This window comes from Bacillus thuringiensis (assembly GCF_001182785.1).
Classification (GTDB): Bacteria; Bacillota; Bacilli; order Bacillales; family Bacillaceae_G; genus Bacillus_A; species Bacillus_A thuringiensis_S.
On the sequence record NZ_CP012099.1, the window covers coordinates 5,073,164 to 5,096,277 of the forward strand.

Sequence of the window (23,114 nt, forward strand, 5' to 3'; positions counted from 1 at the left end):
ATCTATTCACTCAATACTCAGAAGTTATGATCGGTGTGCCAACCACAATTGTATCTTTGTTGTCTGTAGAACGTATTGCTATTTGCACATTTATTTTCTCTCTATTTGTTGAAAGAGCGTCATCCCACTTTTTATTGTATGCGGAGACTGACACAAATGCTCTTTCTTCTACTTGTTCGATCGCTCTTGCTGAAAGATCTTTCAAAACCTGATTGGTTTTATTTTGCAAAACACCTTCAATCTTATCATTCAGTACACCTTGAACACAAGTGTAAATTATAGGTTTTTCACTAAAAATTTTATTCACTTTTTGAACATACTTCGGGTCCCATTTCGCCCCACTTACTTCAAAGATAATGAAAGTGTTTTCTTTAGTATTTTCTTTACTCCAAGTTACTACTACTCGTTCTTCATGAGAAGCAAACTTTTTATAGGATGTAGCTTTATATCCATCTGGAGATTGCTCTACTTCCCACTTTTGAATATTTGCCTTGTCCTTCACATCGTTTAACAACTTTTGAAACGTATGTATATTAGAAATTGTTTTTGTTTCTCTAGCTAACCATGACCATTTTTCTACTTTAGCATCATTTTTCTCTAAAGCCTTGATCATGCTCTCCATTTTCTGTTCATCGCTTATCGGTTTCATCTCTCTATATCCAACCAAAAATAAAACAACACTAAGTGCAACAATAAGAATGGCTTTAAGCTTCAATTTCATCCCCTCCTATCCCCATTGTTAACGGAGATTTGAGGTTCTATACACTTACTTTACTAAATACGTTAAACTCTTCGAATAGCCTAAATAATCAAGGAAAAAGTTACTTACAGATGTCCCAATTGCAATTGTAATTAAGATGAGTAATACTCGCGTCTGCAACACTTTTCCGGACTTCATTAAACGCTCAATGTGAATGCCTTGCAAAGCCCACCACGTAATGGTAATAAACAATAAATGCGAAACAATGGCAATCAGTGCTTGTTGCCCTAAAAGTTGTGCCAAAAAATCGACCCCTTTTTACTCAGCTACTACTTATGAAAGAATATAAAAACGATACCATAATAAGTAGGAGCCACACTTTTTCAAATGCACATAGACATCTTACATTTTACATCGTGATTTTCTTTCAAAAAACGTATATCTACATTACAAGTTAACACAAAATAAAAAGCGCAGAGTACTGACTCCACACCTTTTATTTTCACTATTGTACCACGTTCCCTAAGAAGAAGAAATCTTTCATTAATGGAAAATATTCATAAAAGAAATTGTACCCAATCATCGGCATAATTCCTAGTATTACAATCGAAATTGCACAAAGACTCATAACAACCTTTATATTTAACGGTAACCGTATCCTCTCTTCTGTCTCTCCGGTGCGGAAAAACATTTGTTGTAAAATACGGAAATAATATACGAATGAAACAACTGTCGTACCCATCATAATCGAAGCTAGTACGTAATGTGCTGGCTCTACATGAAGCGCGCCTAAAAAGATGTTAATCTTTCCAATGAAGCCAGCCGTCCCTGGTATCCCAGCCAGCGATAAAATAAAGATTGTCATCATGATCGCTGCAAATGGTGATCTCTTATATAATCCGGTGAAAATCGTTATGTTTTCCTTATCGTTTTGTAAGATTAAGCCGTGGATAATGGCAAACGCACCTATATTCATAAGCATGTATGCCAGCATATAAAACCACATGCTATCCAGCGTAAATGGTGATAATGCCACAAGTGGAACGAGCAAATACCCAGCATGCGCAATACCTGAATAAGCAAATAAACGTTTTATGTTGTATTGTTTTAACGCGACTACATTCCCAACAATCATCGTAATACTTGCTAGCACCGCAATATATATACTCATATGCCCATATAAAGATTGCATATCTCCTTGTATTAATACACTTGCAAAAACCATAAGGAACAAACGAATAATGAGTAGGAACCCCGCAATTTTAGAAATCGTTCCAAGAAAGGCAGTAACAGGTGTAGTCGCTCCTTCATACACATCAGGTGCCCACATATGAAACGGCACTGTGGCAATTTTAAATGAGAGACCGACTAGCAATAAAAGAAATGCGAGAGCTAGCAATAACTGAATACCACTAGCGAGCTCCCCAGTGAGTACCTTTTGCATATCTACAATGTTAGTTGAACCTGTAATACCGTATAAATAACTCATTCCGAAGAGCGTGATCGCCGTTCCAATTCCTCCGCTAATGACATATTTCATTGCCGCTTCATTTGATGCACGGCTCTTTTTTCGTATTCCTACTAAAATATAAGAAGAAAGTGAAAGTAACTCTAAACCAACGAAAAGGGTGATAAAGTCAACACTAGAAGCCATGAACATCGCACCAAGAAGTGCCATTAAAAATAAGTAATAATATTCGCCCTTATCTTCAATCGGATTCTTCTTATCATCGCTCATTGCGATGCATAAAATGAGAGCTGAGGCGCCTAATAACAACGTTTTAAACCCTTTTGAAAATCCATCTAACACAAACGATCCGTTTAAAATATCTCCAGCTGGTTCGCTATATAGCGTAATTAATGACACAAGTGCTAATACGATGGCAGCGATCGCACCAAGAGCTACATATCTATGATTCAGCTTAAAAAACAAATCACATATGGAAAGAAGGATGGCGGCGCCGAGAATAATAAATTCTGGCACCATTAGATGCCACGATAAGCTAAGTAACATATTCATATCCATCCTACTTCACCCCCAATGTTTTCAATGTATTTTGAAGCGGATCCCCTAGTATCTCTGGCATAACTCCAATTGCAATAATACAAAAGATAAGTAGTAAGACAGGGACATACTCCCATCCATGTATATCAGATTTTGCTTCCCACTCTTTCTTTCCAAATGTCACTTGAAGTGTCGCTCTTAATACGTATACAGCGGTTAAAATGATGCCAATCACACCGATGGCAGCAATGACGGGCTCCCCTTGAAATAAACCGAGTAAGGCAAGAAATTCGCTAACAAACCCAGACATCCCTGGTAATCCAAGCGATGCCATTCCTCCTGCTAAGAAGAAGCCGCTAAGTACTGGGACACTTTTTGCGAGTCCACCAAGCGCTGTAATGTCTGATGTTCCGAAACGTTGTTCTATAACACCGAGTAAGAAAAACAGCAAGGCTGCAATTAAACCGTGCGATACAACCTGGAATAACGCCCCTTGTGTACCCGGTGCATTAAGTGCCGCGAGCCCCATTAAAACAATTCCCATATGCGAAATACTAGAGTAAGCCAGTACTTTCCTAAAGTCCGTTTGGATGAGTGCTAAAAAGGCACCATATAATAAATTAATTACACCTAATATCGCAATTAACGTTGCAACATCGTGAAAATATTCTGGGAATAGCCCTTTTCCGAAGCGAATAATACCGTACGCTCCAATCTTTAGCAAAACACCCGCATGAAGCATAACTACAGCTGGATGCGCTTCTATGTGTACATTGACCATCCAGCGGTGCAACGGAAAAACAGGTAGTTTAATTGCAAAGGCAATCATTATGGAAATAAATACACCAAGTTGCAAGCTACTTGGGATGACGAGTTCTCCTTCTGCACTTACGCTTCTTAATATCTCTTTCAGCTCCACAATATTTGTTGTACCTGTTTTCGCGAACAAAATTGAGAAAACAATGAGCAAAATAGCTGAGCCAATACCGTTATATATTAAATAACTATACGCAGCCTTTTCGCTCGACAATTTTCCCCACTTCCCAATCAATAAGAACATTGGTGGCAACGTAATTTCAAAGAAGATAAAAAACAACATTAGATTTTGAGCAGCAAAGACGCCGAGCATCCCTATTTCTAACATGAGTAACAGCATATAAAATGCTTTTAAATTTCTTTTAATAGAAAAGGCTGCAATTGCTGCGAGCATCGCTAGAAGAGCCGTCAGCACCATCATAACAAGCGACAAACCATCAATACCGAGCTCGTAATAAATAGAAAACCACCTTTTATCCACCGCTGTAAAATCTCCGAACTTAATCCATTTCACCTTTTCATCAAATAGTGACAAACTCTTTCCAGAAGCATATGTACAAGCGAGGACGATAGCGATTCCAAATGGAAGTGCCGTCCCAAATAAGCCAAGCGCCCGCACTGTACGCAATTCCTTTTTCGGTGTTAGTACAAGCAATAAAATTCCTAAAAGCGGGGAAAAAATGAAGAACGTTAACAACAAATCATTCATCGTAAATCCCCTCCTGTATAGAGCAAAATAATAACGAGTACAGCGAGCGAAACCGCCGTTACGGTACCGTACACTTGTACATTCCCGTTTTGAAGTTTCGATCCAAGATTACTTGTGCCTTTAACTACGCTTCCAATTAAAACTGCAATTCCCTCGACTACATACACTTCAAATAAGCGAAGCACATGAGCGATTCCTTTCGTAATAGGGATCACCGTCATATTGTATAGTTCATCCACATAATATTTTTTTTTCAAAAGATTATAAAGCGATGTTTCCGTACCTCCAGCCCAATCTCTAGAAATTGATTTCTTGCCATATATGAAATATGCAAGAGCGATTCCCGCAAATGAAACGAGCGTCGCAACAATCATAATCCAAACTGGCCCATGCGCTTCTTCAACCTTAAACCCTACATCTTTCGTCAACCAATCTCCGAGAAACGTCCCAAACCATGGTGTATTTATATATCCTGCCACTACTGCGAGAACGCCGAGAACAATCATTGGATACGTCATAACGCGGGGCGACTCATGCACATCTTCCTTCGTCTTCGCTTCCCCAGTAAAGACAAGGAAGTATAGACGAAACATGTAAAATGCCGTTAAGAATGCCGCAATTACTGCTAATACGAATAAAAAATAATTACCATTCATCCAAGTCGCAGCCAAAATTTCATCTTTACTAAAGAACCCAGAAAGGAGTGGAACCCCACTAATTGCAAGTGTACCTATCAAAAATAGCGTACCAGTTACTTTCATCTTCTTCTGTAAACCGCCCATTTTATTAATGTTTTGCGTATGCACGGCATGAATTACACTTCCTGCTGCCAAAAATAGTAGTGCTTTAAAAAAAGCATGTGTCGTTAAATGGAAGACACCAGCTACATAACCTGCAGAACCTAACGCAAGCATCATATATCCAAGCTGGCTAACTGTAGAATAAGCAAGTACTCTCTTTATATCTGTTTGCACGAGACCGATAGAGGCCGCAAAGATTGCAGTGAAAGCTCCAACGATTGCCACTGTCTGCATCGCTACCGCACTTGCCGAAAATAGCGGGAACATCGTCGCTACTAAATATACGCCCGCTGCAACCATCGTCGCCGCGTGAATAAGTGCCGAAACAGGCGTTGGCCCCTCCATTGCATCTGGCAACCACGTATGAAGCGGGAACTGACCTGATTTCCCCATCGCCCCGATAAAAATTAATATCGCCGTTATCGTAATCATGTAAGGAGGTAAATCCCCTGTATAAATCGCCCTAAATATTGCGTCATATTCAAAACTACCTGCGTACCAAAAAATTAAAATCATCCCGATAAATAAACCAACATCCCCAATACGGGTCATAATAAAAGCCTTTTTTGCAGCAGCCTTCGCTTCTTCTTTAAAGAAATAAAAACCGATAAGTAAAAATGAGCCAAGGCCAACTAATTCCCAAAATATATAAAGCTGTAATAAATTCGTTGATATAACAAGCCCTAACATCGCAAATGTAAAGAGTCCTAAATATGCGTAAAAGGTTGGTAATCGTTCATCACCTTTCATATAACCTTTCGAATACACATGTACAAGTAGACTCACAAGCGTAACGATAAATAACATTAAAGCTCCTAATGCAGTCACTTCAAAGCCGAATGATATATCCACATCTCCAGCTCTAAGCCACACCCACTTATGCTTCACGCTTGCTTCTGAAAACCTTTCTATTAACACAAGTACCGCAAGTATAAAGGAGAGAAAGACGAAAAAAATACTAAGTACGCTGCTTCCTTCTCTAATTTTCTTCCCGAATATAATAAGTAACAAAAACGAAACGAGTGGGAAAAGCGGTATGAGCCATGCATAATCGATCATTGTTTCCTTCCCCCTTTTTCGGTCACAATGCTATCCTTTGAGCGTATCCATTTCATCCACCTGAACTGTCGTACGATTACGATATAAAGCAATTAAAATAGCGAGTCCTACCGCCGCTTCCGCTGCCGCTACAGCCATCGTAAACAGTGAGAAAATTTGACCTGTTAAATTCGGAAATAGGCCTAATTTACTAAACGCCACTAAGTTTAAATTGGCAGCATTCAGCATTAATTCGATACAAACTAATACGATTACTGTATTCCGCTTTGTTAAAGCTCCAAATAGACCGATGCAAAACAAAATAATCGCAAGTGTTAAATATGCAGAAGCCGGAACGCTACTCATTGGAATCCTCCTCTTTCTCGTCCTTTTTCGCAAGTATAATCGCGCCAACGAGTGCTACAAGTAAAATAACTGACGTTAGTTCAAATGGAATAATATATTTTGAATAGAGAAGCGTACCGATTTGAAGTGTGTTGTTTTCATGGAGAGGTAAACTTCCTTGTGTGCTTTCATTTGCAAAATCAACATTATTAACAGCGAAATACATAACCGCTCCAAATGCTACAACCGCAAAGAAGATAATCCATTTTCGAAGAGTAAGACGCGATTCATTTTCCGCGTTATGTTTCGTTAACATAATGCCGAAAATCATAATAATTGTGATTGCACCAGAGTAAAGTAAAATTTGTGCAACGCCTATAAATTCGGCTGATAAAAGAAAATACAAACCTGCAATGCTGAGAAATGTCAGAACGAGAGCTAGCATCATGTGCATAACTTTCGTTAAGTTCAACATAAGAACACCGCCGATAATTGCAGACAAGGATAGTATAAAGAATGCTACAAACTCGCCATTCATGCCTTATTCTCCTTCCTGACGTTTTCGTCGTTTTCGTCAAGCCACTGCAAATTTTTAAATAAGTCATCACGTGAATATTCCGCGAGTTCAAAGTTATTTGTCATGACAATTGCCTCTGTCGGGCAAACTTCTGTACATAAATCACAAAGAATACAAATTTCAAAATTAATATCATACGTGTCGATAATTTTTCCTTTTTTCGTAGGATCCGGATGTTTCTTCCCTGTTAACTGAATACAGTCTGTCGGACAAATGTTAGAGCATTGATTACAAACAATACATTTCTCCGGATAAAATTTTTGAATCCCCCGAAAACGGTCTGGCAACGGCAACGGTTGATTTGGATAATCATACGTTACCTTCTTCTTGCTCAAATTACTTAATGTATATTTTAATCCTTTAAATAGTCCTTTCATCTCTTACTGGCACCCCCCTCATAGATTAGAAGAATAACTCCTTAATCAATGCCGTTAAGAAAATATTTGCAAGTGCAATCGGCAATAATACTTTCCATCCAAACTCCATTAACTGGTCACCTCTTATACGCGGGAACGTAACGCGGAACCAAATTAATAGAAAGACTACACTACTAAATTTCAAAGCAAACCATACGGCACCTGGGATAAATCCAAGAAACATGACTGGATTCCATCCGCCTAAAAAGAGCACTGTAATTAACGATGCCATCCCGAAGAAATATACGTACTCTGAAAGCATGAAAAACGCCCAGCGAAAACCTGAGTATTCCGTATGATATCCAGAAACAAGTTCTGACTCCGCTTCTGGCAAATCGAATGGCGTCCTATTTAACTCTGCAACTGCTGCAATTAAGAAAACGACGAAGCCAATTGGCTGTACGAAAATGTACCAAACCTTCTCCTGCGCCGCTACAATCTCATTTAAATTCAGGCTACCAGCTAGCAAAACGATACCAATTACACTCATTACGAGCGGAATCTCATAAGAAATCATTTGCGCCGCCGCACGCATCCCTCCTAAAAGGGAGTACTTATTATTCGATGCCCATCCCCCAGTTACGACACCTATCGTCGTAATACCGGAAACAGCAATATAATAAAGTAGCCCGACTCCAATATCTGCAAATTGAAATTTATCAGTGAACGGGATAACTGCAAGCACCATAAATGCTGGTGCAAATGCAATGACAGGCGCTAATATAAACAGCGGTTTATCTGCTGCTTTCGGAATACTATCTTCTTTCAATAATAGTTTTAAAACATCAGCTACCGTTTGCAGTAAACCGAATCGGCCTCCAACCTGATTTGGTCCAATCCGCCCTTGCATAAACCCCATCACTTTCCGTTCTGCCAAAATTCCATATGTAACGAAGCCAAGGACTGCAAATAGTAGAAGTACCGCTAATCCGAAAAAAATGAAGAAATTCGTCCAGCTTGAAGGTGATTGTAAGAGCGTCTCAATCATTAGCCATCAACCTCCCCAAGTACAATATCAACTCCACCTAAAATCGTAATTAAATTAGCGATGTTTTCACCTTTCAATAATTTCGGTAAAATTTGCAAGTTATAAAAAGATGGCCTACGAAACTTCAAACGATACGGCTCTTTCTTTCCGTCACTAGCGATATAACAACCAATCTCTCCTCGCGGCGATTCTATACGTACGAACGCTTCTCCCTTAGGTGCCTTAATAATTTTCGGTACTTTTGCCAGCACAGCTCCCTCTTTCGGGAACTGCTGAACCGCTTGCTCAACAATCTTTAAAGACTCCTCGATTTCTTGCATTCGGCAAACGTAGCGATCCCAAGCATCTCCCACGTTTCCAACAGGAATATCAAAATCAAAACGATCATAAATCGAATACGGCTCATCTTTGCGAAGATCCCAGTTTACCCCGGTGCACCGCAAATTTGCTCCGCTTAAAGAATACGAAATCGCTTCTTCCGGGCTATATATACCAACGCCTTTCACACGATTTAAGAAAATCTCATTACCGCTAACAAGATCATGATAACCTGCCAATTGCTCTCTCATATACGGAACAAACTCTTCCACCTTTTCAATCCAACCATCTGGTGCATCCCACTTCACACCGCCAACTCTCATATAGTTAAAAGTAAGCCGTGCCCCGCATAATTCATTTAATAAATTTATAATCATCTCTCGTTCACGAAACGCGTACAAAAACGGGCTTACCGCTCCTATATCAAGAAGATTCGTCCCCCACCAAACGAGATGGCTCGCAATTCTTCCTAGCTCCATCGCAAGTACTCGCAAGTATTCGGCACGCTCCGGAATTTCAAGCCCCATCATCGTCTCTACAGCATGGCAAATGACGTAATTATTCGTCATGGCTGATAAATAGTCCATTCGATCTGTATAAGGGATAATTTGCGTATACTGTAAGCTCTCAGCAATCTTTTCCGTCCCGCGATGCAAATACCCAATAACCGGTGTAGCTTCTTTAATAATTTCCCCGTCAATCTTAATTACGAGCCTGAACACACCATGTGTACTCGGATGCTGAGGTCCTACATTCAAAAGCATCTCTTCCGTGCGGATCATAGCTACACCTCCACATCATACGGTTCATAGTCTTTTCTAAGTGGATATCCTACCCAATCATCTGGCATTAAAATACGCGTTAAATTCGGATGCCCTTTAAATACAATACCGAGCAAATCGTACGCTTCTCGCTCCGGCCAGTCAGCCCCTTTCCAAAGCGCTGTCACAGATTCGACTTGCGGCGCTTCCCGGTCTAGCTTTACCTTCACCGCTACCGATTGTTTCTTACCATATGAAAACAAATGAACATACACTTCCATATGTGTCACAAAATCCGTCGCATGTAGCTCTGACATATAATCAAAAGCAAGTCCCTCATGGAATCGCAGTGACTCCATCACTTCATAATATTTTGCAGGATCCACCACAAGAGTTGGCACATCCTTTGACAGTTTATTAATGTAGGAATCTACTAATGCCCCTTCTCCTACCTTCTCCCTAATAGCCTCAACATACTGATTTAAATACGGCTGATTTACTGACGGTTCTTCCTGCTTCGACTCATCCTCTTCCTTACCTTCAGCTCCCTTTGTCTTCGCTCTTGCAGCAGCTGCTGCTTTCGCTTTTGCCGCTGCAATTGCCTTTGCCTTTTCATCTCCCGAATCCCCATCACCTTGCGAGGCTTTCTGCTTCGCTAATGCTGCCGCTTTTGCCTTTGCTGCTGCCACCGCCTTCGCTTTTTCCGTTACTTCTTCTGTTCCTTCTCTTTTTTGCTTCGCTAACGCCGCCGCTTTTGCCTTTGCTGCCGCTGCTGCCTTCGCCTTCGCTTTCGCTTTTTCTTCTTCCGTTACTTCTTCTGTTCCTTCTCTTTTCTGCTTTGCTAACGCCGCCGCTTTTGCCTTTGCTGCCGCTGCTGCCTTCGCCTTCGCTTTCGCTTTTTCTTCTTCCGTTACTTCTTCTGTTCCTTCTCTTTTCTGCTTTGCTAACGCCGCCGCTTTTGCCTTTGCTGCCGCTGCTGCCTTCGCCTTCGCTTTCGCTTTTTCTTCTTCCGTTACTTCTTCTGTTCCTTCTCTTTTCTGCTTCGCTAACGCTGCTGCACGTCGTTTTGCTTCTTCTATAGTAGTATCATTATTTTTTGGTAGCGCTTTCTCTTTTTCTTGATCTTCTGCCTCAAGCTCACTTATTTCCGCCTCGTGTTTCGCTAAAAGGCGTTTTCTCGCTTCTTCTTTTGCACGCCTAGCTGCTTCTTTTTTCAGATCCTCTAAATCTTTGTTTGGATTACTCATTTATTCGTCACCTGCTTCCCGGTCTTTGCTTCGTAACGAATTTTTTCTTTTAATTTATTAATTCCATAAATTAAAGCAGCCGGATTTGGGGGACAACCAGGAATATACACATCAACTGGTACGATTTGGTCTACACCTTTCACAACAGCGTATGAATTTACATACGGACCACCTGCTGTCGCACAAGATCCCATCGCAATAACCCATTTCGGTTCGGGCATTTGATCATATAAACGCCGAACAATAGGAGCCATCTTCTTCGTTACTGTTCCCGATACAATCATGACGTCCGATTGCCTTGGTGAAGTCCGAAAAAATGACCCAAATCGATCTAAATCATAATGTGATGAGCCTACTCCCATCATTTCAATTGCACAGCACGCCAGTCCGAATGTCATCGGCCATAAAGAATTGCTCCTCGCCCATCCTTTCAACTGTTCCAATGTAGAAAAAAAGATGTTTCGTTCTAATTCTGCTCGCTCATTTGGATGTAATTCCTCAAAATTTATAACCATTGTAACACCTTCTTTTTCCAAGCATACGCTAATCCAACTAGCAACATTACAACAAAGATGAGCATTTCAATTAATGCAAATAAACCTAGCTTGTCATACGCAACAGCCCAAGGATATAAAAATAAAGTTTCTACATCAAAGATCACAAACAATAAAGCGAAAATATAATAACGAGCATGAAACCGAATATTTGCATCATGAAAAGGCTCAATTCCACTCTCATACGTCGTCGCCTTTGCTGCACTTGGTTTATTTGGGCGCAGCATCCTTCCTAATGTAAGAGCCACTACCGGCAGCAATATACCTAATAGCAAGAAAATCAAAACGATCATATAACTATTTTCATATACACTTGCCATTGTGAAACCCTCCCCCCTAAATTAAGAACAAGTTCACATAGTAAACAATATGTCCTAGTTGCAGTAATTATTATTTTTAAATTTTTCTAAATAATACAACTATTCTAATCATTATAGCAAACTTCAAATTCCTATGTCGATATGTTGGGAGACAGAAACAAGAATTATTAAAATCTATTTTTACAACTCGCTATAACTGTGCAAAATAAATATAAAACTTATATATGCTTTTCAAGAAACCGTAGGTGATATAAATGAAAAAACAAACACATGTAAGTATTCTTATAAGCATTGTATTGCTGTCTATAACGATTCACTACGTAGCGATGCCTTTTCTATATGAATACTCATTTCCTTTTCAGCTATTAATCGGAATGAGTACCCTATTAATTGATATTATCGCTTGTAGTTATATACTTTACTTTTCAAACATGAAAGAAGGGCTACCTCGTTTATTTTGGATTATATTATCTGTTGGAGCTCTCTCTTATTTTATCGGTGATATAGTCGTTGCCTATCAGCGTTTAATTGTAAAGGACTTCTATACGTTCGTTGATCCGTCTGATTTTTTTTACTTACTTTTTTTAGTTAGTTTTGCATTTGCCTTTCTATACGAAATCATTTATAACCGAGATTTATTAGAAAAACTTTTTATGCTATGTGATATTTGTATTATCGTTACAGCCCAATTTACTTTAAGTTACTACTTACTTATTGAACGAACCATTCACATCTTTACAACATCCTATATCGACATATTTGTTCAACTTACCTATCCAATGGCTGATTTACTCTTTCTCTTAATAGGAATCAACCTTTTATTCAAACCACTATCCTTATTACCTAAAAAGGTCGGTGCACTTCTTGGCAGTGCTTTAATTTTATATGCTACTACAGATGCAATTTATGCTTATATAAAATACTTCACACCAGAGTATTCTATGTTTACAGTTACCCCTTTCTATCAAGTAACCTTAGTGCTAGTAGCAATCGCCTGTATTCTCCATACAAAAGAGCCTGAAAAACAAGAACAAGTACTACTAACGCCTAAAATTGGTGAATCAATCCGATTATCATTACCGTATATTTCGGTAGTAATGCTTATTGTTTTTATATTAGTTGAATACGTTTTTGCACCTATTATAGTAATCGGACTTATAATAACTTTCTCTTTCGTTCTCATACGTCATAGTTTAGTTCGAAAACAAAATAAAATATTATTGCTAGCTCAAATGCAATTCAACTCAGAACTCGAGAAACAAATTAAACTACGTACAGAAGATTTAGTAGAACAGAAAAATGAACTCTATCATAATCAACAAATGTTTAAATCTTTATACGAGCATCATCCAGATCCAATCTTTACATTAGATTTGTACGGTAATTTTCTCAAAGTAAATAACGCTGGTACTACTTTACTTGGTTATCAAACGAATGAATTATTAAACCAGCCTTACTATTCACTCATATACGAAGAAGATTTAGAAGAAATGATTAACGCCTTTCATCGTGTAAAAAAGGGATATTCTATCTCTTTAGAAATAAGGGCGTACCATAAAAACAGAGATATTTACTACTTGCACGTTACCGCCGTACCGATCTTTTTAAAGGAGAAAATTTCTGGGGTTTATTTAATGATTAAAGATATTACGGAAAGCAAACAACAACAAGAACAAATTAATTTCCTAGCATACCATGATACTTTAACAGAGCTTGCAAATCGTCGTGCATTTCATCAACATTTAGAACAGGCAATTGCACGAGCAAAAATATCGAAAAAGCCTTTCGCTGTTATGTTTCTCGACCTAGACCGTTTTAAAGTTATTAATGATACCCTCGGTCATCGAGTAGGAGACCTATTGCTTATCGCAGTAGCAAAAAGGCTCGAAAGAATATCAACATCAAATATGAAACTCGCGCGGCTAGCTGGAGATGAGTTCACAATCCTTATCGAGAATTACAAAAAAAAGCCAGATGTCCAAAAAATAGCTGATATGATTGTAGCGGCCATGAATGAGCCATTTGAAATCGAAAATCAACATTTACAAATCTCACCGAGTATCGGAATTGCAATATATCCTGAAGCAGGTGAAGATCCACTATCCATTTTGCAGCATGCTGATATGGCCATGTACGAAGCAAAGAATAAAGGGAAAAACGGTAGCTCTCTTTACACGAAAGAACTATATAAAAAAATAGAACGAAAAGCTCGAATTGAAAAAGATTTACCAATCGCTTTAGTAAACAAAGAATTTTATCTCGTCTATCAACCACAAATTGATACGACAACAAATAAAATTATCGGTGCTGAAGCTTTAATACGTTGGAAACACCCGCTATTAGGTGACATTTCACCATGTGAGTTTATTCCAATTGTAGAAGAGACGCCACAAGTAGTCCCACTTGGACATTGGGTATTACAAGAAGCTTGTCTCCAATTAAAAATATGGCATACTTTTGGATACCAAAATTTAAAAATAAGTGTTAATTTATCCGCAAAAGAGTTCCGGCAAGATCAATTAATCGAAAACATTTCACAAATATTAAACGACGTGCAAGTCGATCCAAAATATGTAACCCTTGAATTAACAGAAAGAATTGCAATGATTGACGAGAAAGAAACGTTATTAAGACTGAAGCAATTAAAAGAATACGGTATCCAAACTTCCATTGACGACTTCGGTACTGGGTATTCTTCTCTTGCTTATTTATCAATTTTTCCAATCGACACATTAAAAGTACCGAGAGAATTCACACAATTAGCCGATCATCGTCCTGAAGAACGAGCCATCGTTTCTACAATCCTTTCCCTCGCAAATACTTTAAATCTTTCAGTCGTTGCCGAAGGGATTGAAACCGAAAAACAACTTAAGTTTCTGCAAAAACATAACTGTAAATATATGCAAGGTTACTATTTCAGTAAACCACTTACTAGCAATCAATTTATAAAGTTTCTACAAAAAAACCCCAGTATGAACAAATAATTCATACTGGGGGTTTTATAGCGCTAAATATTTTTCTCATAATATTCTTCTGCGATCTCTTCGTAAAAAGCTGCAGATGTCGTATAGAAATATGGAATTAACCATAAGAATCCAATCCCTAACGTAATACAACTTAATATAAACCAACCGATAAAACTTAAACATAAAATGAAATACTCCATCTTATGTCCATCCATCATACGACGACTTTCTGTAATAGCTTGGTTCAGTGAATACTCAGGATGATCGTTTATAATAAAGTATGTCATCGCATAAGAAAATGATTTAATAATACCTGGAATAATGAACAATAACGTCCATAAGAAAAGATAAAGATTTACTAATAAATATAATAAAAATGATTTTAGAAATCTCTTTCCCTCTGAAAACCAAATGAATACATTACCGATACTAGCTTGATTTTCACGAAGGATATTTAAACCAAGGTAATATCCACCTAAAGTTAACGGTCCAGTAACAAAAAATGTAAGAATATTCATTGAAATTGAACCATTTGTTTTTTGCCAACCAAAAATTAAAGAAAATCCCCAATCAACACTAAAATCAAAAGCTGTGATAAGAATTGAAATGAGCAGTGTAGCTCCAACAGCTAATCCCCATTTCCCTTCTAATGAATCTAGTGCTTCTCCTTTTAAATCACTAATCATGCGTAGCCTCGCCTCCTATACACAATAATTCTATTAGTATAGCATGTTCCTATTGAAATTCACCTTTTGAAATGTAGCGATAAAAGTGTGCGGTCGTTGTACTCATATACGGACTAAGCCAAAGAAATCCTATTCCAAAAGTAAGAAGCGCTAAAACAGCCCATCCTATGAAGCTCAGCCATAAAAGAAACAAATCTAACTTATGACCCTTCATAAGATTCTTACTTTCCTTCATCGCCTGCGAAACACTATATTCTGGATTTTCAATCATCACATAGTACGTCAGTGCATAAGAAAAATACATCACAATCATACCAACAATTGAAATTGCTAATAGTACGAAGAAAGCAATTGTAAACGACAAATTTCCTTCTTCACCTAAGAATATGAATAAACCTGTTAACAACATCGGAATCCATGTACCTGTATATAATAAAATCGCAAGCATTGCCCACATTGTTTTCATCATTCTTTTAAAACCACGGAACCCTTCAAACAAGTAATCTACTTTAGCATCTTCTCGTTTACTAATTTGTAGAAACACATTCGTGTAACCGTATGAGGTAATACCATAAGATGCATTACTCAAAATAATCATTATGCAATAGAAAATCCCAAATGTAATAGCTGCTCCAATTGACATCGTTTCCGCCTCAACTGACCCAGCTAAGCTAACAACTAAGAAAAATATAATAATTCCTGGAATTAAAAGTATAAGCATTGCAGCCATCGAAACGACATAGCTTAAAATAAAATATAAAATCGTTGATCCAACACCTAGTCCCCATTTTCCCTTTAAAGAGTACAATGCTTCTCGTTTCATTTCACCGATCATTGATTCATCCCCTTCATAAAATATAAATTGTTGTACACTTCTACTTATACAAGCATCAATATAATTATACCAGTTTTGTAAAATTATCCATAAAATACACAAAAAAAATCCGTAAAGGCAAGGCCCTTACGGATTTTTTTACTTCATATCAGAAACATTTAAACGGTTCACAGCACGTTGTAATGCCATTTCTGCACGTTTAAAGTCAACATGTGCTTGTTTATCTTGCATACGTTGCTCAGCGCGACGCTTCGCTTCATTTGCACGATGGATATCGATATGGTTTGCTTCTTCAGCAGATGATGATAATACAGTTACTTTATCTGGACGAACTTCGATAAAGCCACCACTTACTGCTACATAATCAGTGTGTCCACCATTTTTCAGACGAACTGCACTAATTTTTAATGGTGCAACAGTTGGAATGTGACCTGGTAAGATCCCCATTTCCCCACTCTCTGCTTTTACACTTACCATTTCTACTTCTTTTTCGTAAACCGGTCCATCAGGAGTTACAATACTGACTGGAAATGTCTTCATACTTCGTCCCTCCTAAGGCCTTACGCCATCATTTTCTTCGCGTTTTCAATAACTTCTTCAATGCTACCAACAAGGCGGAATGCATCTTCTGGAAGGTCATCATATTTTCCTTCTAGAATTTCTTTGAAACCACTAACTGTATTTTTTACAGGTACGTAAGAACCTTTTTGACCTGTAAACTGCTCAGCTACGTGGAAGTTTTGAGATAAGAAGAATTGAATACGACGAGCACGATGTACAACTAACTTATCTTCTTCAGATAACTCATCCATACCTAAGATAGCGATGATATCTTGAAGCTCTTTATAACGTTGTAAAGTTTGCTGTACTTGACGAGCTACTTCATAATGTTCTTCTCCTACGATTTCTGGAGAAAGTGCACGAGATGTAGATGCTAATGGATCTACGGCTGGGTAAATACCCATTTGCGTTAAACGACGCTCTAAGTTTGTTGTTGCATCTAAGTGAGCGAACGTTGTAGCTGGTGCTGGGTCAGTATAGTCATCGGCTGGTACATATACCGCTTGGATAGACGTGATAGACCCTTTATTTGTAGATGTAATACGCTCTTGTAATTGACCCATTTCTGTTGCAAGTGTTGGTTGGTAACCTACCGCAGATGGCATACGACCAAGAAGGGCAGATACTTCAGAACCCGCTTGCGTGAAACGGAAGATGTTATCGATGAACAGAAGTACGTCTTGTCCTTGCTCATCACGGAAATGCTCAGCCATTGTTAAACCTGTTAATGCAACACGTTGACGTGCTCCAGGTGGCTCATTCATTTGTCCGAATACCATCGCAGTTTTCTTGATTACGCCCGAATCGCTCATTTCGTGGTATAAGTCATTACCCTCACGAGTACGCTCACCTACACCAGCGAATACTGAGATACCACCGTGCTCTTGTGCGATGTTGTTAATTAATTCCTGAATTAATACTGTTTTACCTACGCCGGCACCACCGAATAGACCGATTTTACCACCCTTAATGTAAGGAGCAAGTAAGTCTACTACTTTAATACCAGTTTCAAGAATTTCTACTTTAGTAGATAATTCTTCGAATGCAGGTGCTTGACGGTGAATTGGATCACGGTGTACATCCGCAGGAAGTTCACCATCTAAGTCAATTGCATCACCTAATACGTTGAATACACGACCAAGTGTTGCATCACCAACTGGTACAGAGATTGCTTTACCAGTATCTTCTACTTCTGTGCCACGAACAAGTCCATCTGTGGAAGACATCGCAACTGTACGAACTGTATCATCACCTAAATGAAGTGCAACTTCAAATGTTAAGTTAATGCTTGCTCCGTTTTCGTTGCTTTGTTTTACCGTAAGGGCGTTGTAGATTTCTGGTAGCTTTCCGCCATCAAACTTAACGTCTACAACCGGACCCATGATTTGCGTAACGCGCCCTTTATTCATCGGGTTCCCTCCTAGCTTTCTTTTAATTAGCCAGCTTTCTAAGAGAAGTCGGCTTTTAATTTTTTATTAGTTTAGCTTACGCGACTCTTTTGAAAGAGCCGCTTCCACTTTTTATTGAATCTAGTTCCAGCGGCTAGAATGTTCGGTGGCTTCGCTTTTTCCTATGAGGCACAAATCGCCTCTACGTCAAAAGCTCCATCCCCCTCTCATTCTGAACGAACCGCTTACGCTTTTTAATACTATTCTAACGCTGCTGCTCCACCAACGATTTCCGTAATTTCTTGCGTAATCGCTGCCTGACGCGCACGGTTGAATGAAAGTGTAAGTGAATCGATAACTTCCATTGCGTTGTCTGTAGCACTCTTCATTGCTGTCATACGCGCTGCGTGCTCACTTGCTTTACCATCTAGTAATGCACCGTACACTAAGCTTTCTGCGTATTGTGGCAATAATACTTTTAAAATTTCTTCTTCAGAAGGTTCGAATTCATAAGCTGTCGTCGGTTTGTCAGACGCCACATCAGTAAGCGGTAAAATTTTATTTTCCGTTACTTCTTGTGAAATTTTACTTACGTAATGGTTGTAGTAAATATACAGCTCATCATAAGCACCATCTGCGAACATCGCAATTGCTCGAGAAGCAAGATCTTTAATGTCAGTAAATGATGGGTGGTCAGATAATCCAACTACTTCATCAATGATGTTAAAGCCGCGACGTTTTAAATAATCACGTCCTAGTCGTCCAAGTACAATAATTGAATATTGATTTGAATCCATATTATGACGTTCACGAATTACGTTACTTACTGTACGTAATACGTTACTGTTATAACCACCTGCTAGTCCGCGATCAGATGTAATAACGATGTATCCTGTACGCTTTACAGGACGCGCATTTAGCATTGGATGATTAATTCCTTTACTTCCTTGCGCAATGCTCGCTACTACTTCTTGAATCTTTTCCATATACGGAACGAAAGATTTAGCATTTTGCTCTGCACGGTTTAACTTAGATGCAGATACCATCTCCATCGCCTTCGTAATTTGACTCGTTTTCTTTGTCGAGGTAATCTTCGCTTTTATATCGCGTAAAGATGCCACAGGTTTTCACCACCTTTTTTCCGGAAGTTGGCACGATTAGTAAGAATCCTCTTCCTAATCTACGTTGCAAGATATTCTTGCTCATGATTGAAGGAAAAGAATAGGTGCACCTACTCTTTTCCTTTACATAACCGTCAGCAATCTCAGAGTCTGAGATGCCTTATATATTATCTAGCGTCGGCGGCTTGTACGAGCCGCTTCCGCTTTTATTAATCTAGTTCTGCCTCTTAGCCGATGAGGCTAAACAGTCGGCTTCACTTTTATTATTATTATTCAGAAGCTACGAATACTTTTTTAAATCCGTTAATTGCTGCTGCAAATTTGTCGTCATCCGCAAGTTTCTTAGTTGTGCGGATTTCTTCTAATAAGTCAGTCGCATTAGAATCTAACCAAGCATGGAATTCTTCTTCAAAACGAGTGATATCTACTACTGGGATATCATCTAGGAATCCACGTGTTAAAGCGTAAAGAATGATAACTTGTTTCTCTACACGTAACGGTTTGTGTAATCCTTGTTTTAATACCTCAACAGTACGAGCACCACGGTTTAATTTCGCTTGAGTTGCTTTATCAAGGTCAGAACCGAACTGCGCGAACGCTTCTAACTCACGGTAAGATGCAAGGTCAAGACGAAGTGTACCTGATACTTTACTCATTGCTTTAATCTGAGCAGATCCACCTACACGAGATACAGAAGTACCCGCATCGATCGCTGGACGTACGCCAGAGAAGAATAGGTCAGATTGTAAGAAGATTTGTCCATCCGTAATAGAAATTACGTTTGTTGGGATGTATGCTGATACGTCCCCTGCTTGTGTTTCGATGAAAGGTAGTGCAGTTAAAGAACCGCCGCCTCTTGCATCACTTAATTTTGCTGCACGCTCTAATAAGCGAGAATGTAAGTAGAATACATCCCCTGGATAAGCTTCACGACCTGGAGGACGACGTAATAGTAATGACAGCTCACGGTAAGCCGCTGCTTGTTTTGATAAGTCATCATATACTACTAATACGTGTTTACCATTGTACATGAACTCTTCACCCATTGTTACACCAGCATAAGGAGCTAAGTATAATAATGGAGCTGGTTGAGAAGCAGATGCAGTTACAACGATTGTGTACTCTAATGCACCGTGCTTACGTAGTGTTTCTACTACGTTACGTACAGTTGATTCTTTTTGTCCGATAGCTACATAGATACAAATCATATCTTCATCTTTTTGGTTAATGATTGTATCAAGTGCAACTGCTGTTTTACCAGTTTGACGGTCACCGATGATTAACTCACGTTGACCACGGCCAATTGGTACAAGAGCGTCGATCGCTTTAATACCTGTTTGAAGTGGCTCATGAACAGATTTACGATCCATTACACCTGGTGCTGGACTTTCGATTGGACGAGTGTTTGTTGTATTGATTGGGCCTAAACCATCAACTGGTTGACCTAATGGGTTTACAACACGACCAATTAGTTCTTTTCCTACTGGTACTTGCATGATGCGACCAGTACGACGAACTTCGTCACCTTCACGGATTTCTGTGTAAGGTCCTAAAATGATAATACCTACGTTGTTTTCCTCTAAGTTTTGTGCTAGTCCCATAACGCCGTTAGAGAACTCTACAAGCTCACCAGCCATAACGTTATCAAGACCATGAGCACGCGCAATACCGTCACCAACTTGGATAACTGTACCAACATCACTAACTTCGATTTCAGACTGATAGTTCTCGATTTGTTGCTTTATCAGTGCGCTAATTTCTTCAGCTCTGATGCTCATGTGCTTCACCCCTATCTATTCTTCATTAATTCACGCTGAATACGTGCTAATTTCCCTTGTAAACTTCCATCATAAATGCGATTTCCAATGCGTACTTTAATTCCGCCTAGTAAATCTTCATCTACAACATTTTTCACGCGAATTGCATCTTTTCCCGTTCTCTTTGCAAATGCTTCTGCAATGTTAAGCTTCTCTTCTTCAGATAGAAGACGAATAGAATATACAGTTGCATCCGCTACGTTACGTTCTTCATTAGCAAGAACAACATATTCATCTGCAATTTCAGGTAAGATATCAATACGCTTGTTATCAATTAAAATATATAACGTATTTAAAATTGATTCAGAAACAGATCCGAATACGTTTGCAAGAAACGTTTTCTTCTGCTCTTTTGAAATGTTTGGTTGCGTTAAAAAGCTATGTAGTTCTCCGTTCTTTACATAAACGTTTTGTACAAGGCGTAATTCTTCTTCAAACATTTCTAATACGTGTTTTTCTTTTGCAATTTTAAAAAGAGCGACAGCATAACGTTTTGCTACAATCCCATTGCTCATCGCGCTTCTCCTACTTCTTTAATATAATCGCGAATTAACTTAACTTGATCTTCTTCTTTTAATTCTTTTTCAATTACTTTAGAAGCAATTTGAACAGATAAAGAAGCGACTTGTTCTTGTAAAGCAGCAATCGCTTGCTCTTTTTCGCGTTGAATTTCTTGTACAGCAGATGCTTTAATTGATTCCGCTTCTTCTTTCGCAGCAGCAACAATAACATCCTTTTGATCTACAGCTTGTTTTTTCGCTCTTTCGATTAACTCTTGTGCTTCAACACGTGATTGTTTTAACATTTCACGTTGTTCTTCTACTAACTTCTTCGCTTCAGCGTTACTTCTTTCTGCAGCGTCGATTTCATTAGTAACATGCTCTTCACGTTCTTTCATAATTCCCATTAAAGGACCCCACGCAAATTTGCGTAGCATTACTAATAGAATTAAGAAAATGAACAATGTATAAGCAATCGTTCCAAATGGAATGGCAGCTCCTAATAATAAAGTTGGCACAAGGATTCACTCCCTTCAAAATATCTAAATTGATCATATGAAAAAAAAGACATACGTTTCGTTCATAAAGCAATGGCGAAGAAAGTTCGGAAAAACACTCTTCGCCATCTATGTAAGGGGAGTCTCCCTTATTTGTTCATTACGATGAATGCAATAACTACACCGATGATTGGAAGTGCCTCAACTAAAGCAACCCCGATGAACATAATTGTTTGAAGTGCGCCTTTTAATTCTGGTTGACGAGCAACACCTTCGATTGTACGTGATACGATAAGACCGTTACCAATACCTGCACCTAATGCTGATAAACCAATTGCAATTGCAGCTGCGATTACACCTAAACTCATTTAATTTGTCCTCCTTTGTATTATAAAAAAATAAATTTTTTCTTACTTAAATTATATTAATGGTCATGACTTACTTTATGAGCCATATAAACCATCGTTAACATAACGAAAATAAATGCTTGGATTGATCCAACGAATACACTGAATCCCATCCATGCTAACATTGGTACAAGCGCACCTAATGCTCCAAGGAATGATGCCCCGCCTAACTTAGCAAGTAATCCTAATAAGATCTCACCTGCATAAATGTTACCGAATAAACGAAGACCTAACGTTAATGTGTTAGCAAACTCCTCAATAACCTTTAATGGGAATAAGAATTTCATAGGTTGGAAATAACCTTTAACATACTCTTTCGTACCCTTCATCTTAATTCCATAATAATGGGTGAGGGTAACTACCATCACGGCTAATGTTAATGTAACTGCTGGATCAGACGTTGGTGACCTCCACCATGCAATATGTTCGCCAGCTTCAGTTGCTGAATACATGAATGGTAAACCAAGGAAGTTCGATACGATGATAAACATGATAAGCGTAACGCCAAGCGTTAAGAAACGTCCACCTGTTTTCCAGTCCATCGTACTATTGATAATCCCTTTCACGAAGTCAAACACCCATTCCATGAAGTTTTGCATCCCGGTTGGGCGAAGAGCTAAGCTGCGAGTTCCGATAACAGCGATTAAGAAAACAATAACTGCTGCTACAGTAACCATCATAACTGATGACAAATCGAACGTTAAACCTAGAAATTCAACTAATTTACCGTGTTCCACTAGTA

Annotated in this window: 24 protein-coding genes; 1 reads left to right on the forward strand and 23 read right to left on the reverse strand. The window is 38.7% G+C overall.

Features of this window, described 5'->3' with window-relative positions; translation table 11 throughout:
* Positions 1-10 precede the first annotated feature (10 nt).
* From AC241_RS26240 to nuoA, 13 genes are all read right to left on the reverse strand, one after another.
* Positions 11-715: a YwmB family TATA-box binding protein gene (locus tag AC241_RS26240; RefSeq protein WP_000767913.1), complete on the reverse strand. Its 705-nt coding sequence runs from the start codon at positions 713-715 to the stop codon at positions 11-13.
* A 51-nt stretch (positions 716-766) separates the two neighbouring features.
* Positions 767-1,003: a DUF1146 family protein gene (locus AC241_RS26245; RefSeq protein ID WP_000057889.1), complete on the reverse strand. Its 237-nt coding sequence runs from the start codon at positions 1,001-1,003 to the stop codon at positions 767-769.
* A gap of 202 nt (positions 1,004-1,205) precedes the next feature.
* Positions 1,206-2,720 carry an NADH-quinone oxidoreductase subunit NuoN gene (nuoN, locus tag AC241_RS26250; RefSeq protein WP_050844881.1) on the reverse strand — a complete coding sequence of 505 codons (1,515 nt, stop codon included), beginning with the start codon at positions 2,718-2,720 and terminating at the stop codon, positions 1,206-1,208.
* Between the two features lie 7 nt (positions 2,721-2,727).
* Positions 2,728-4,230: an NADH-quinone oxidoreductase subunit M gene (locus AC241_RS26255; RefSeq protein ID WP_050844746.1), complete on the reverse strand. Its 1,503-nt coding sequence runs from the start codon at positions 4,228-4,230 to the stop codon at positions 2,728-2,730.
* Positions 4,227-6,089, reverse strand: a complete 1,863-nt coding sequence (gene nuoL, locus AC241_RS26260) for an NADH-quinone oxidoreductase subunit L (RefSeq protein ID WP_050844747.1) — start codon at positions 6,087-6,089, stop codon at positions 4,227-4,229. The genes AC241_RS26255 and nuoL overlap by 4 nt, the downstream gene beginning before the upstream one ends.
* A 30-nt stretch (positions 6,090-6,119) precedes the next feature.
* On the reverse strand, positions 6,120-6,434 hold the full coding sequence (gene nuoK / locus AC241_RS26265; protein WP_000100079.1) for an NADH-quinone oxidoreductase subunit NuoK: 315 nt from the start codon (positions 6,432-6,434) through the stop codon (positions 6,120-6,122).
* Positions 6,427-6,951: an NADH-quinone oxidoreductase subunit J gene (locus AC241_RS26270; RefSeq protein ID WP_001012812.1), complete on the reverse strand. Its 525-nt coding sequence runs from the start codon at positions 6,949-6,951 to the stop codon at positions 6,427-6,429. Before AC241_RS26270 ends, nuoK begins: the two co-directional genes overlap by 8 nt.
* Positions 6,948-7,367 carry an NADH-quinone oxidoreductase subunit NuoI gene (gene nuoI / locus AC241_RS26275; protein ID WP_000677191.1) on the reverse strand — a complete coding sequence of 140 codons (420 nt, stop codon included), beginning with the start codon at positions 7,365-7,367 and terminating at the stop codon, positions 6,948-6,950. The genes AC241_RS26270 and nuoI overlap by 4 nt, the downstream gene beginning before the upstream one ends.
* Before the next feature lie 25 nt (positions 7,368-7,392).
* On the reverse strand, positions 7,393-8,394 hold the full coding sequence (gene nuoH / locus AC241_RS26280) for an NADH-quinone oxidoreductase subunit NuoH (RefSeq protein ID WP_000573426.1): 1,002 nt from the start codon (positions 8,392-8,394) through the stop codon (positions 7,393-7,395).
* Positions 8,394-9,494 (reverse strand): NADH-quinone oxidoreductase subunit NuoD, encoded by a 1,101-nt coding sequence (gene nuoD / locus AC241_RS26285; RefSeq protein ID WP_029443660.1) that lies wholly within the window; start codon positions 9,492-9,494, stop codon positions 8,394-8,396. Before nuoD ends, nuoH begins: the two co-directional genes overlap by 1 nt.
* A gap of 2 nt (positions 9,495-9,496) precedes the next feature.
* On the reverse strand, positions 9,497-10,720 hold the full coding sequence (locus tag AC241_RS26290) for an NADH-quinone oxidoreductase subunit C (protein ID WP_050844748.1): 1,224 nt from the start codon (positions 10,718-10,720) through the stop codon (positions 9,497-9,499).
* The gene (gene nuoB, locus AC241_RS26295) at positions 10,717-11,235 is read right to left on the reverse strand and encodes an NADH-quinone oxidoreductase subunit NuoB (RefSeq protein WP_000236331.1); all 519 of its coding nucleotides are present in this window, start codon (positions 11,233-11,235) and stop codon (positions 10,717-10,719) included. Before nuoB ends, AC241_RS26290 begins: the two co-directional genes overlap by 4 nt.
* Complete coding sequence (gene nuoA, locus AC241_RS26300; protein ID WP_000179273.1) at positions 11,226-11,594, reverse strand: NADH-quinone oxidoreductase subunit NuoA; 369 nt, start codon at positions 11,592-11,594, stop codon at positions 11,226-11,228. The genes nuoB and nuoA overlap by 10 nt, the downstream gene beginning before the upstream one ends.
* 254 nt (positions 11,595-11,848) lie before the next feature.
* Here nuoA and AC241_RS26305 point away from each other — a divergent pair, with 254 nt between their 5' ends.
* Complete coding sequence (locus AC241_RS26305) at positions 11,849-14,578, forward strand: putative bifunctional diguanylate cyclase/phosphodiesterase (RefSeq protein WP_050844749.1); 2,730 nt, start codon at positions 11,849-11,851, stop codon at positions 14,576-14,578.
* Between the two features lie 23 nt (positions 14,579-14,601).
* Here AC241_RS26305 and AC241_RS26310 read toward each other — a convergent pair whose 3' ends face one another.
* The 10 genes from AC241_RS26310 to atpB all read right to left on the reverse strand — a co-directional run bounded on the left by AC241_RS26310 (position 14,602) and on the right by atpB (position 23,109).
* Complete coding sequence (locus AC241_RS26310; RefSeq protein WP_016079654.1) at positions 14,602-15,246, reverse strand: DUF975 family protein; 645 nt, start codon at positions 15,244-15,246, stop codon at positions 14,602-14,604.
* Between the two features lie 49 nt (positions 15,247-15,295).
* Positions 15,296-16,183: a DUF975 family protein gene (locus AC241_RS26315; protein WP_105434383.1), complete on the reverse strand. Its 888-nt coding sequence runs from the start codon at positions 16,181-16,183 to the stop codon at positions 15,296-15,298.
* 36 nt (positions 16,184-16,219) lie between these two features.
* A complete protein-coding gene (atpC, locus tag AC241_RS26320) occupies positions 16,220-16,621 on the reverse strand; it encodes a F0F1 ATP synthase subunit epsilon (RefSeq protein WP_000847214.1) in 402 nt (133 codons plus the stop codon).
* 20 nt (positions 16,622-16,641) lie between these two features.
* Entirely contained in the window at positions 16,642-18,051 is a 1,410-nt protein-coding gene (gene atpD, locus AC241_RS26325) for a F0F1 ATP synthase subunit beta (RefSeq protein WP_002123794.1), read from the reverse strand.
* Between the two features lie 239 nt (positions 18,052-18,290).
* Positions 18,291-19,151, reverse strand: coding sequence for a F0F1 ATP synthase subunit gamma (gene atpG / locus AC241_RS26330; RefSeq protein ID WP_000157703.1), 861 nt, complete (start codon positions 19,149-19,151; stop codon positions 18,291-18,293).
* 269 nt (positions 19,152-19,420) lie between these two features.
* Positions 19,421-20,929, reverse strand: coding sequence for a F0F1 ATP synthase subunit alpha (gene atpA, locus AC241_RS26335; RefSeq protein ID WP_000027521.1), 1,509 nt, complete (start codon positions 20,927-20,929; stop codon positions 19,421-19,423).
* Between the two features lie 11 nt (positions 20,930-20,940).
* The gene (gene atpH, locus AC241_RS26340; RefSeq protein ID WP_000064682.1) at positions 20,941-21,483 is read right to left on the reverse strand and encodes a F0F1 ATP synthase subunit delta; all 543 of its coding nucleotides are present in this window, start codon (positions 21,481-21,483) and stop codon (positions 20,941-20,943) included.
* Positions 21,480-21,986: a F0F1 ATP synthase subunit B gene (gene atpF / locus AC241_RS26345; RefSeq protein ID WP_001142615.1), complete on the reverse strand. Its 507-nt coding sequence runs from the start codon at positions 21,984-21,986 to the stop codon at positions 21,480-21,482. Before atpF ends, atpH begins: the two co-directional genes overlap by 4 nt.
* 128 nt (positions 21,987-22,114) lie before the next feature.
* Positions 22,115-22,333 carry a F0F1 ATP synthase subunit C gene (atpE, locus tag AC241_RS26350; RefSeq protein WP_000052064.1) on the reverse strand — a complete coding sequence of 73 codons (219 nt, stop codon included), beginning with the start codon at positions 22,331-22,333 and terminating at the stop codon, positions 22,115-22,117.
* Between the two features lie 56 nt (positions 22,334-22,389).
* A complete protein-coding gene (gene atpB / locus AC241_RS26355; protein ID WP_000399870.1) occupies positions 22,390-23,109 on the reverse strand; it encodes a F0F1 ATP synthase subunit A in 720 nt (239 codons plus the stop codon).
* Positions 23,110-23,114 lie beyond the last annotated feature (5 nt).